Here is a 12,390-nt window from a genome sequence, read left to right on the forward strand (position 1 = left end):
CGGCCCGCACGAACAGACGACGAAGGAGGTCCCTTCATGATCTTCTCCGCCATGCCCGGCAAGCAGGGTCTCTACGACCCGGAGACCGAGCAGGACTCCTGCGGTGTGGCCATGGTGGCCGACATCCGCGGGCGCCGTTCCCACGGCATCGTCACCGACGGCCTGGCCGCGTTGACCAACCTGGACCACCGGGGCGCCGCCGGCGCCGAGCCGACCAGCGGTGACGGCGCGGGCATCCTGCTGCAGCTGCCCGACACGCTGCTGCGCGCCGAAGCCGGCTTCGCGCTCCCCGAGCCCGACGAACACGGCCACCACACCTACGCCGCGGGCATCGCGTTCCTGCCCGAAGACGCCGAGCAGCGCCGCAAGGCCGTCGAGCTGGCCGAACGCATCGCCGTCGAAGAGGGCCTCGAAGTCCTCGGCTGGCGCGAGGTGCCGGTGGACGCCGACCGGGCCGACATCGGCCCGACCGCCCGCTCGGTCATGCCGCACTTCGCCATGCTCTTCGTGGCCGGTGACGGAAAAGCGGGCGTGAAGCTCGACCGCCTGGCCTTCTGCCTGCGCAAGCGCGTCGAGCACGAAAGCGCGAACTCCGGCTGTGGCACGTACTTCCCGTCGCTGTCCTCGCGGACCATCGTCTACAAGGGAATGGTGACGCCGGAGCAGCTGCCCGCGTTCTTCGCCGACCTGCGTGACGAGCGGCTGGAAAGCGCCATCGCCCTGGTGCACTCCCGCTTCTCCACCAACACGTTCCCGTCGTGGCCGCTGGCCCACCCCTTCCGGTTCGTGGCCCACAACGGCGAGATCAACACCATCCGCGGCAACCGCAACCGCATGCGGGCCCGTGAGGCGCTGCTCGAGTCCGAGCTGATCGACGGCGACCTGAGCCGGCTGTTCCCGATCTGCTCGCCGGATGCGTCGGACTCCGCGTCCTTCGACGAGGTCCTCGAGCTGCTGCACCTCGGCGGCCGGTCGCTGCCGCACGCGGTGCTGATGATGATCCCGGAGGCGTGGGAGAACCACGCGACGATGAAGCCCGAACGCCGTGCGTTCTACCAGTTCCACGCCAGCCTGATGGAGCCGTGGGACGGCCCGGCCTGCGTCACCTTCACCGACGGCAGCCTGGTCGGGGCGGTCCTCGACCGCAACGGCCTGCGCCCGGCGCGCTGGTGGCGCACGGCCGACGACCGCGTGGTCCTCGCCAGCGAGGCCGGCGTCCTCGACGTCGCGCCGAAGGACGTCGTCGCCAAGGGCCGCCTCAAGCCCGGCAAGATGTTCCTGGTCGACACCGCGGCCGGCCGGATCGTGGACGACGAAGAGGTCAAGTCCGCGCTGGCCAAGGACCTCCCGTACGAGGGCTGGCTGCACGCCGGGCTGCTCCAGATCGCCGAGCTGCCCGACCGCGACCACGTAGTGCAGAGCCACGACTCGGTGCTGCGCCGCCAGCTTTCCTTCGGCTACACCGAAGAAGAGCTGAAGATCCTGCTCGCGCCGATGGCCGAGAAGGGCGCCGAGCCGATCGGCTCGATGGGCTCCGACACCCCGCCCGCGGTGCTGTCGAAGCGATCTCGGCTCCTCTACGACTACTTCAAGCAGAACTTCGCGCAGGTGACCAACCCGCCGCTGGACGCGATCCGCGAAGAGCTCGTCACCTGCATGGCGCGGATCATGGGCCCGGAGCGCAACCTCCTGGCGCCGGGGCCGGCGTCGTGCCGGCACCTCAAGCTGCCGTACCCCGTCATCGACAACGACGAGCTCGCCAAGCTCATCCACATCAACGACGACGGCGACCTCCCCGGCTTCGCGTGCAGTGTCCTTTCCGGACTGTACGAAGTGGACGGCGGCGCCGAGGCGCTGGCCGGTGCGATCGAGCGGGTCCGGCGTGAGGCGTCCGAGGCGATCGCGGCCGGCGCGCGCACACTCGTGCTGTCCGACCGCGACTCCGACCACCGGATGGCGCCGATCCCGTCGCTGCTGCTGGTTTCCGCGGTGCACCACCACCTGGTCCGCACCAAGGAACGCCTGCGCGTCGCGCTCGTCGTCGAGTCCGGCGACGCGCGCGAGGTGCACCACATCGCGCTGCTGCTGGGTTACGGCGCCGCCGCGGTCAACCCGTACCTGGCCTTCGAGACCATCGAGGACATGATCGCGCAGGGCGCGGTCACCGGCATCGAGGCCGGCAAGGCGATCCGGAACTACGTGCAGGCGCTCGTCAAGGGCGTTCTGAAGATCATGTCCAAGATGGGCATCTCGACGGTCGGCGCGTACACCGCCGCCCAGGTCTTCGAGTCCCTCGGCCTCGGCCAGGACCTGCTCGACGAGTACTTCACCGGGACGTCGTCGAAGCTCGGCGGCGTCGGGCTCGAGGTGCTCGCCGAAGAGGTCGCCGTGCGGCACCGCCGCGCGTACCCGGACAACCCGACCGAGCGTGTCCACCGTGGACTCGACACCGGTGGCGAGTACGCCTACCGCCGCGAGGGCGAGCTGCACCTGTTCACGCCGGAGACGGTGTTCATGCTGCAGCACGCGTCCAAGACCGGCCGCGAAGAGGTCTACCGCTCCTACACCGACGAGGTGCACCGCCTCTACCGCGAAGGCGGCACGCTGCGCGGGCTGTTCTCCTTCCGCAACGGGGTGCGTGAGCCGATCCCGCTCGACGAGGTCGAGCCTGCCGAAGCGATCTTCAAGCGCTTCAACACCGGCGCCATGTCGTACGGCTCGATTTCGGCCGAGGCGCACGAAACCCTGGCCATCGCGATGAACCGGCTCGGCGGCCGGTCCAACACCGGTGAGGGCGGCGAGGACCCGGAACGCCTCTACGACCCGGAGCGCCGCAGCGCGATCAAGCAGGTCGCTTCGGGCCGGTTCGGCGTCACCAGTGAGTACCTCGTCAACGCCGACGACATCCAGATCAAGATGGCGCAGGGCGCGAAGCCCGGCGAGGGCGGCCAGCTGCCGCCGAACAAGGTGTACCCGTGGATCGCGCGCACCCGGCACTCGACGCCGGGGGTCGGCCTGATTTCCCCGCCGCCGCACCACGACATCTACTCCATCGAGGACCTGGCGCAGCTGATCCACGACCTCAAGAACGCCAACGAGCACGCCCGCATCCACGTGAAGCTGGTGTCCTCGCTCGGGGTCGGCACGGTCGCGGCGGGCGTGTCCAAGGCGCACGCGGACGTCGTGCTCATCTCCGGGCACGACGGCGGCACCGGCGCGTCCCCGATGAACTCGCTCAAGCACGCGGGCACGCCGTGGGAGATCGGCCTCGCCGAGACCCAGCAGACGTTGCTGCTCAACGGGTTGCGCGACCGGATCACCGTGCAGGTGGACGGCGCCATGAAGACCGGGCGCGACGTGGTCATCGCGGCGCTGCTCGGCGCCGAGGAGTACGGCTTCGCGACGGCCCCCCTCGTCGTCGCGGGCTGCATCATGATGCGCGTCTGCCACCTCGACACGTGCCCGGTCGGCGTCGCCACGCAGAGCCCCGAGCTGCGCAAGCGGTACACCGGCCAGGTCGAGCACGTGATCAACTTCTTCAAGTTCGTCGCCGAAGAAGTCCGGGAAACCCTGGCGTCGCTGGGCTTCCGGACTCTCGACGAGGCCATCGGGCACGCCGAGCTGCTCAACACCGACGAGGCCGTCGACCACTGGAAGGCGTCCGGGCTGGACCTGGCGCCGATCTTCGAAATGCCTTCGGAGACCCCGTACGGCGGCGCGAAGCGGCGCACCCGCGGCCAGGACCACGGCCTCGAGCACGCCCTGGACCGCACGCTCATCCAGCTCGCCGAGGCGGCCCTGGAAGACGCGCACAGCGTGAACATCGAGCTGCCGGTGCGCAACGTCAACCGGACCGTCGGCACGCTGCTCGGCTCGGAGATCACCCGCCGCTACGGCGGGGAGGGCCTGCCCGAGGGCACGATCACCGTCAAGCTGACCGGGTCGGCCGGGCAGTCGCTCGGTGCGTTCCTGCCGCGCGGCATCACCCTCGACATGGTCGGCGACGCGAACGACTACGTCGGCAAGGGCCTCTCGGGCGGCCGGATCGTCGTCCGCCCCGACCCGGCGGCCGCGTTCGCCGCCGAGGCGCAGACGATCGCGGGCAACACGATCGCCTACGGCGCGACCGCCGGCGAGATCTTCCTGCGCGGCCAGGTCGGCGAACGGTTCTGCGTCCGCAACTCCGGCGCCACCGTCGTCGCCGAGGGGGTGGGCGACCACGCCTTCGAGTACATGACCGGCGGCCGCGCGGTGGTGCTCGGCCCGACCGGGCGCAACCTGGCGGCCGGCATGTCCGGCGGCATGGCGTTCGTGCTCGACGTCGACCGCAAGAAGGTCAACCAGGACATGGTCGACCTGCTCAAGCCGGGCGCGGACGACCTCGCCTGGCTGAAGAAAACCGTGCAACAGCACTACGATCTCACCCGCTCCGCGGTGGCGGCCTCGCTGCTCGGCGACTGGCCGCGCCGCTCGGCGGCGTTCACGAAGGTGATGCCGCGCGACTACCAGCGGGTCCTGGACGCGGCGAAGGCGGCGCGCGCCGCCGGCCGCGACGTCGACGAGGCGATCATGGAGGCAGCTCGTGGCTGACCCGACGGGCTTTCTCAAGTACGACCGCGAAGAGCCGAAGAAGAAGTCCAAAGAGGACCGGCTGCACTCGTGGGGCGAGGTCTACGCGGACGTCGATCCCGGCGAGCGCAACGAAAAGGTGCGCAAGCAGGCGTCGCGGTGCATGGACTGCGGCATCCCGTTCTGCCACTCCGGTGGTTCGGGTTGCCCGCTTGGCAACCTGATTCCCGAGTGGAACGACCTGGTCCGCCGCGGTGACTGGGCCGCGGCCAGCGACCGGCTGCACGCCACCAACAACTTCCCCGAGTTCACCGGGAAGCTGTGCCCGGCGCCGTGCGAGGCGGGCTGCGTCCTGTCCATCTCGCCGGACTCGGGCGGGCCGGTGGCGATCAAGCGCGTCGAGCAGACGATCGCCGACCAGTCCTGGGAAGCGGGCTACGTCCAGCCGCAGGTGGCGGAGGTGTCGTCCGGCCAGCGGGTCGCGGTCGTCGGCTCAGGCCCGGCCGGGCTCGCCGCCGCCCAGCAGCTGACCCGCGCCGGCCACGAGGTCACCGTCTTCGAGCGCGACGACCGGCTCGGCGGGCTGCTGCGCTACGGCATCCCCGAGTTCAAGATGGAGAAGAAGGTCCTCGACCGCCGGCTCGCGCAGCTGCGCAAGGAGGGCACCCGGTTCGTCACCGGCTGCGAGGTCGGCGTCGACCTGACGGTGGAAGACCTGCGCGCGCAGTACGACGCGGTGGTCCTCGCGGTCGGCGCGCTGCGCGGCCGCGACGACACGGTGACCCCGGGCCGCGAGCTGGCCGGCGTCCACCTGGCGATGGAACACCTGGTGCCCGCCAACAAGTTCGTCGAGGGTGACGGCCCGCCGTCGATCGACGCGCACGGCAAGCACGTGGTGATCATCGGCGGCGGTGACACCGGCGCCGACTCCTACGGCACGGCCACCCGCCAGGGCGCGCTTTCGGTGACCCAGTTGGACCAGTACCCGACCCCACCGTCCACAAGGGACGACGAGCGCTCGCCGTGGCCGACCTGGCCGTACATCCTGCGCACGTACCCGGCGCACGAGGAGGCGGGCGAGCGGAAGTTCGCGGTGGCGGTCAAGCGGTTCGTCGGCTCCTCGGACGGTCGAGTGACGGCGGTGGAGCTCCAGCAGGTCCGGGTGCAGAAGGACCCGTCGACCGGCCGCCGTGAGGTCATCCCGGTCAACGACGAGATCGAGACGCTCCGGGCGGACCTGGTCCTGCTGGCGATCGGCTTCGAAGGCGTCGAGGAGATGCCGCTGCTGGAAGGTCTCGGCCTGTCCCTGACCCGCCGCGGCACGCTGTCGTGCGGCGCGGACTGGCAGACGGAGACCCCAGGGGTGTTCGTTTGCGGCGACGCCCACCGCGGCGCGTCCCTGGTGGTCTGGGCGATCGCGGAGGGCCGTTCGGTGGCCAACGCGGTGGACGCGTTCCTGACGGGCGCGTCGGACCTGCCCGCGCCGGTCCACCCGACGGCGTTGCCGCTCGCGGTCGTCTGATCGCAGGGTTCCGGAAGCCCCCTCGCCGCTGGTGAGGGGGCTTTCGACCGTTTCGACCCATTACGCCGAACGGTGGCTGCGCTCTGCGTACACGGACAACTACTTTCGAGTAACCGTGCCGGTTTCGCGGTAATTCACCTCGGCGGAAGGTGGGCGTCTTGAAGCACACGGCTCTCCGGACAGCGGTCGTGACCGCAGTCCTCTCCCTAGCGTTCGCCCTGGTCGGCGTGCCCGCCCAGGCCGCTCCGAAACCCTTCTGGACGCCCGAGGCCATGCGGTCGGCCGTCCCGATGGACACCCTCGTCCAAGCGCCCGCCTTCACCCCGAAGGACGTCGAACGCGGGCAGAGCGCGATCATCCGCAGCATCCCCAACGGCGGGGGCGTCTGGACCGGCGGCGGCCAGGTCACCCACACCGCCGGGCGCGTGTTCTTCGTCTTCAACGGCCAGAACGCGTCCTGCTCCGGGGACGCCGTCACCAGCACCAACGGCAGCGTGGTCGTCACCGCCGGGCACTGCGTGAAGTACCAGGGCACCTGGCACACGCAGTGGACCTTCGTCCCGGGGTACGACAACGGCAACGCGCCCTACGGCCAGTGGGCGGCCAAGTCCACGCTGACCACACCGCAGTGGGAAGCCAGTGAGGATATGAACTACGACGTCGGGATGGCCGTGGTGAACCCGCTGAACGGGCAGCGGCTCACCGACGTCGTCGGCGCGCAGGGCATCGCCTTCAACCAGCCGAAGAACCAGAGCATGTACACCTTCGGCTACCCGGCCGAGGCGCCCTACGACGGCACCAAGCTGGACTACTGCAGCGGCACCACCTTCACCGACTTCCTGCTCACGAAGGACCACGGCATGCGCTGCACCATGACGGGCGGCTCGAGTGGCGGCCCGTGGTTCCTGTCGTTCAGCGAGGCGACCGGCACCGGCGTCCAGGCCTCGGTGAACAGCTTCGGTTACGTCTTCCTGCCCGGCTACATGTTCGGGCCGTATTTCGGCGCCGACGCGCAGAACCTCTACAACCGCGCGCAAGCCGCGTGAGGCGCGTCAGCCCAGGGGAGGACAACGGAGTCCGGCCCTTGGGCTGACGTCCGCGCGGGCTTGCCGGGCCAGGCTCGGAGCATGCGAAGACTGCCGGCCCTCCTGGTTTTCCTGCCCCTGCTCGCCGCGCCGCCGGCGGCCGCGGCGCCACGGCTCACCTGGACGACCCCCTGCCCGGACTACGGCATGTCGCCGTCACCCACCGCCGGACTCGAATGCGCGACCCTGCGTGTGCCGCTCGACTACGCCCATCCCGAACGCACCATCGAGCTGACTCTCTCCCGGCACACTGCCGTCCCCGGCAAGCGGCGCGGCGTGCTGCTGATGAACCCCGGCGGCCCGGGCAGCCCCGCGCTCGCCATGCCCGCGCAGCTGCTGGCGAGAATGGGCGGCACCGGCCTGCCCGACGCCTACGACGTCATCGGCTTCGACCCGCGCGGCACCGGCTACAGCGCGCCGGTGACCTGTGACATGACTCCCGAGCAGCGAGGCGCGGTGCTCGGCCCGTACGCGGACGGCCCGCGTGACGTCGTCACCACCGCGGCGAAGGCGCGTGTGGTGGCGCAGAAGTGCGGCGAAGCGGCGACGGCGGACCTGCTGCCGCACATGACCACCGCGAACACCGCCCGGGACATGGACCGGATCCGGGAAGCGCTGGGGGAGAAGAAGATCTCCTACTACGGCGTCTCGTACGGCAGTTACCTCGGCGCCGCCTACACGTCGATGTTCCCCGCCCGCAGCGACCGGATCGTGCTCGACAGCGTCCTCGGGCCGCGAGGCCTCGACGTCGTCGCGAACCAGCGTTTCGCCGAAGGCTTCGCCGACCGGTTCCCGGACTTCGCGGCCTGGGCCGCCGCGCGTGACGACGTCTACCACCTCGGCCGGACCCCGGAAGCGGTGACGGCGAAGTTCGCCGAGCTGGCCGCCGCGCGGAGCCCGGAGTTCCGCTCGGACACCTGGAACGGGCTCTACGACGACGCGTTCTTCCCCGCGCTGGCCGCGGAATGGGCCGGCCCGGCGCGGGCCGCGGCGGGGCCGCTCGACGGCGACACCCGCGCGGCACTGCAGCTGCAGGTGATCTGCAACGACTCCGACTGGCCGGAGCAGGTCGGTTACTACCAGCGCGCCGTCGAGCGCGAACGGGTGCGGCACCCGATGTTCGGCCCGGCCGCGGCGAACGTGAACCCGTGCGCGTTCTGGCCGGTCGAACGCACCGAGCCGCCGGTGCGGGTGGGCGGCCCCGGCCCGGCGGACGTGCTGCTCGTGCAGAACCGGCGTGACCCGGCGACCCCGCTGTCGGGAGCACGCGAAACGCGAGCGGCTTTCGGGAACCGGGCGCGAATGGTGACCGTCGACGCCGGCGGGCACGGTGTCTTCACGCGGGACAACGCCTGCGGCAACACCGTGGTGCTGCGCTATCTGCGTGACGGGGTGTTTCCGGCGAGCGACGGCTCCTGCCCGCCGGGGAGGTGATGGGCCGACCGGGGGGAGCGATGCGCGGCGGGAACCTTATCCTGGGTGTCGTGAACTGGACTGTGGACGTCCCCGTCGACACACTGCCCGAACTGCCGCCGCTCCCGCCCGAACTGCGGGAACGGCTCGACAAAGCACTGGCCCTCCCCGCCGCGCAGCAGCCGGAGTGGCCCGATCCGGACGCGACCCGCCGGGTCCGCGGTGTCCTGGAGAGCGTGCCGCCGATCACCGTGCCCGCGGAGATCGACCGGCTCAAGGACCGGCTGGCGATGGTCGCCAACGGCGAGGCCTTCCTCCTGCAGGGTGGCGACTGCGCGGAGACGTTCGAGTCCAACACCGAGCCGCACATCCGCTCCAACCTGCGCACCCTGCTGCAGATGGCGGTCGTGCTGACCTACGGCGCGAGCCTGCCGGTCGTCAAGGTCGGGCGCATCGCCGGCCAGTACGCCAAGCCGCGCTCGGCGGCCACCGACGCGCTGGGCCTGCCGGTCTACCGCGGCGACATCATCAACTCGCTGGTCGCCAAGCCCGAGCTGCGCGTGCCCGACCCCGGCCGGATGATCCGCGCCTACGCGAACGCGGGCGCGGCGATGAACCTGGTCCGCGCCCTCACCGGCGCCGGCATGGCCGACCTGCACCAGGTGCACGACTGGAACAAGGACTTCGTGTCGGCGTCGCCGGCGGCGCAGCGCTTCGAGGCGCTGGCCAACGAGATCGACCGCGGCCTGCGGTTCATGTCGGCCTGCGGCGTCACCGACACGTCGCTGCAGTCGACCGAGATCTTCGCCAGCCACGAGGCGCTGCTGCTCGACTACGAGCGTTCGATGCTGCGACTCGACAAGGCGGACGCGGCCAACCCGAAGCTGTACAACCTGTCGTCGCACTTCCTCTGGGTCGGCGAGCGCACCCGCCAGCTGGACGGCGCGCACATCGCGTTCGCCGAGCTCCTGTCGAACCCGATCGGCCTGAAGATCGGCCCGACGACCACGCCGGAGCAGGCGCTCGAGTACGTCCAGCGCCTCGACCCGCGCAACGAGCCGGGCCGCCTGACGCTGATCGCGCGGATGGGCAACGGCAACGTCCGCGAGGTGCTGCCGGCGATCGTCGAGAAGGTCGAGGCGTCCGGGCACAAGGTCATCTGGCAGTGCGACCCGATGCACGGCAACACGCACGAGTCGTCCACCGGGTACAAGACCCGCCACTTCGACCGCATCGTCGACGAGGTCCAGGGCTTCTTCGAGGTGCACAACAAGCTGGGCACCTACCCGGGCGGCATCCACGTGGAGCTGACCGGCGAAGACGTCACGGAGTGCCTGGGCGGCGCCCAGGAGATCTCGGACATCGACCTCTCCGGCCGCTACGAGACGGCGTGCGACCCGCGGCTGAACACCCAGCAGTCGCTGGAGCTGGCTTTCCTGGTCGCGGAGATGCTCCGCGGCTGACAGCGCTCGGCGTCAGGAGGCGTCGAGCAGGCGGGACGCGGACTTCAGCACCGCGTCCCGCAGCGACCCGACGTCCGGGACCGCCTCGCCGTTGACCTGCAGTCCGATGTGGACGGCGTCGCGGTAGGTGGCCACCGCGATGCCGACCGCGTGGCGCGGGGCCAGCGGGACGAACGGGTAGATCTCGGCCAGCCGGGCGCCGTCCAGGGAAAGGCGGGCCGGGGGGACCGGGACCGTCGTGATCACCAGGTCGAACAGCATCGGCGCGGCCTGGCCCGCCCGGCGGGTGCCCAGGCGGTGCAGCAACGGCGGCACACGGCCGGCCAGCAGCGGGAGCGCCCCGGCGCCGCGGCTCGGGCCCGCCGCCTTGTTGCGGGTCATCGCGCGGCGGACCACGCGCAGCCGCTCGACCGGGTCGTCCTCGCCGACCGGCAGGTCGCAGAGGTAGCCCGAGAGCTTGTTGCCACCGAGCTGGTCACCCGCGCGGCCGCGCACGCTCACCGGGATCAGCGCGCGCAGCGTGCGGCCGTCGGCGCGGTGGCCGCGGTTCACCAGCCACTCGCGCAGCGCGCCGGAAAGCACCGCCAGCACGACGTCGTTCGTCGTGCCGCCGTGGGTCCGGCGCACCTCGCGCAGCTCCGCCAGCGGCAGCCGGACGAACCCCAGCCGCCGTTCGGCCGACGGCGGCGCCGACACCGGCGACAGCGGCGGCCGCGCGGCGCGCACCAGCGACGACGCGATCCCGGCCGTCTCGTTCGCCTGCCCCCACGCCGTGCCCAGCGCGTCCTTCACCGTGTCCAAAGTGGAGCGCGGCGCGGGGATCGACCGCGACGGCGCCGCGATCCGCTCCGGCAGCTTGACGCCGTCGAGCAGCCCGGCCGCCACCGCGTACGCCCCGGCGCCGTCGGTGAGCGCGTGGTGCAGCTTCAGCAGCAGCGCGAACCGGCCGTCGGGCAGCCCGGTGGCCAGCGTGAGGTCCCACAGCGGACGGCCGGTGTCGAGCGGCTCGGCGATCCACCGCGACGCGAACGCCGCCAGCGGGTCCGGTTCGTACAGCGAACTGAGCGGCGCGTGGTGGATGTGGTGCGCGGCAACGAACTCCGGGTCGTCGGCCCAGCTGGCCGAGCCCGGCGGGAACAGCTCCGCGCGCGCCCGCTGGCGCAGCTTCGGCAGCTGGGCGGCCCGGTCGGCGAGCAACTCGGTCAGCACAGCGGGATCCACCGGGCCACGCGGGGTGAAGGTGACCACCGCGCCCATGTGCATGGGGGTGGTTTCGCTTTCCAGGCAAAGGAAAGCGACATCGAGTGCGCTGAGCGGCGAGCCTGCCATAAGCGACCTTTCCCATCCGGGTTCGCGGGTGTGCACGGCCACGTGCGTCGGGGGGAGGAGATTCCACTGCACCAGCCCGACATGACGAACGGGTGGTCGAAGTGTTTCCACGACGCTAACTACCCACCCCATTCATCCATTCGAGATACCCCGGGCCGCGGTGCCCGGGGTCACAGATCAGGAGTTTTCACTCACCGGGGGCGGGATCGGGCTGCTCCGCCCGCACCACCGCCGCGGTCCCCCATTCGGGGGTGAGCGTGACCTGCTTGCCGACCCGGCGTACCGGCAGGCCGTTCGCCTGCCGCTTGCCCAGTCCCGGCCAGATCTCCGCGGCGTCCTTCGCCGCGGCGCGGATCGCGCCGCCGTCCAGCGTCGTCCGCGTCTCTTCGATGCCCCGGTCGTGCCACTGGACGACCAGCTTGAGCGGCCCCGCCGACGGCAGCGGCCAGAGGAACACCTCGTGCTCGACCGCGAACCGCGTCCCGCCGACGGCCTGCGCCCGCAGCACCGGCCCGTCCGGCTCACTCGCCGAGGGCACGGAGACGGTCTCCGAGCTGGCCCGGCTCCCGTCGGCGTAGAGCACGCCGATCAGCAGGCCGTTGTAGTCGGGTACCCGGCGGTGGTCGATCAAACCCTCACCGGGGTCGTCGACCAGGCTGTCGCGGGAGTACACCGTGATGCGCAGGGTGACCGCCTCCGGCCACACCTCGACCGCCCGCAGCGCGACGACCGTGCGCTCGGACCGGCCCAGCGGCTGCGCCCACGGCAGCACGGCCGGGACGATGTGCTCGCGCGGGGCGTCGGTCCAGTGCCGGCCGCTGAACGCGTACAGCTCCTGCTCCGGGACGGGGAACAGGGGACGCTCACGAGGACCGCCGTTGAAGAAGGTCATCGGGCGGTCCGCGACGAGCTGTCCGGCACCATGCGCCCACGGTAGGACAACCGCCCGGGAATTTCCGCCCCCGAACGGGCGTACGGCCCCTGCCTCCCGTGATCCGGGACACAGAGG

Annotated in this window: 7 protein-coding genes; 5 read left to right on the forward strand and 2 right to left on the reverse strand. The window is 71.3% G+C overall.

All coding sequences use genetic code 11. The features are described 5' to 3' along the window. Positions 1-36: 36 nt before the first annotated feature. The 5 genes from gltB (at position 37) to ACZ63J_RS17130 (ending at position 10,052) form a co-directional block, all read left to right on the forward strand. Positions 37-4,590, forward strand: a complete 4,554-nt coding sequence (gltB, locus tag ACZ63J_RS17110; protein WP_465404918.1) for a glutamate synthase large subunit — start codon at positions 37-39, stop codon at positions 4,588-4,590. After that, complete coding sequence (locus ACZ63J_RS17115) at positions 4,583-6,091, forward strand: glutamate synthase subunit beta (RefSeq protein WP_465404916.1); 1,509 nt, start codon at positions 4,583-4,585, stop codon at positions 6,089-6,091. The genes gltB and ACZ63J_RS17115 overlap by 8 nt, the downstream gene beginning before the upstream one ends. A 158-nt stretch (positions 6,092-6,249) precedes the next feature. Next, positions 6,250-7,137 carry a trypsin-like serine peptidase gene (locus ACZ63J_RS17120; RefSeq protein WP_465404914.1) on the forward strand — a complete coding sequence of 296 codons (888 nt, stop codon included), beginning with the start codon at positions 6,250-6,252 and terminating at the stop codon, positions 7,135-7,137. An 81-nt stretch (positions 7,138-7,218) separates the two neighbouring features. Further along, positions 7,219-8,610 carry an alpha/beta hydrolase gene (locus ACZ63J_RS17125; RefSeq protein WP_465404912.1) on the forward strand — a complete coding sequence of 464 codons (1,392 nt, stop codon included), beginning with the start codon at positions 7,219-7,221 and terminating at the stop codon, positions 8,608-8,610. A gap of 20 nt (positions 8,611-8,630) precedes the next feature. Then, a complete protein-coding gene (locus ACZ63J_RS17130; protein WP_465404910.1) occupies positions 8,631-10,052 on the forward strand; it encodes a class II 3-deoxy-7-phosphoheptulonate synthase in 1,422 nt (473 codons plus the stop codon). 12 nt (positions 10,053-10,064) lie between these two features. On the opposite strand, the gene ACZ63J_RS17135 is transcribed toward ACZ63J_RS17130, so the two are convergent. Continuing rightward, complete coding sequence (locus tag ACZ63J_RS17135) at positions 10,065-11,315, reverse strand: wax ester/triacylglycerol synthase family O-acyltransferase (protein ID WP_465404909.1); 1,251 nt, start codon at positions 11,313-11,315, stop codon at positions 10,065-10,067. Positions 11,316-11,568: 253 nt separating this feature from the next. Continuing rightward, positions 11,569-12,273 carry a hypothetical protein gene (locus ACZ63J_RS17140; protein ID WP_465404907.1) on the reverse strand — a complete coding sequence of 235 codons (705 nt, stop codon included), beginning with the start codon at positions 12,271-12,273 and terminating at the stop codon, positions 11,569-11,571. Positions 12,274-12,390 lie beyond the last annotated feature (117 nt).

Source organism: Amycolatopsis sp. NPDC104863 (genome assembly GCF_055582965.1).

Coding starts and splice junctions, on each gene's coding strand:
- ACZ63J_RS17130 (WP_465404910.1), top strand. CDS start 8,631: ATGCGCGGCGGGAACCTTATCCTGGGTGTCGTGAACTGGACTGTGGAC.
- gltB (WP_465404918.1), top strand. CDS start 37: ATGATCTTCTCCGCCATGCCCGGCAAGCAGGGTCTCTACGACCCGGAG.
- ACZ63J_RS17135 (WP_465404909.1), bottom strand. CDS start 11,315: ATGCACATGGGCGCGGTGGTCACCTTCACCCCGCGTGGCCCGGTGGAT.
- ACZ63J_RS17140 (WP_465404907.1), bottom strand. CDS start 12,273: ATGACCTTCTTCAACGGCGGTCCTCGTGAGCGTCCCCTGTTCCCCGTC.
- ACZ63J_RS17125 (WP_465404912.1), top strand. CDS start 7,219: ATGCGAAGACTGCCGGCCCTCCTGGTTTTCCTGCCCCTGCTCGCCGCG.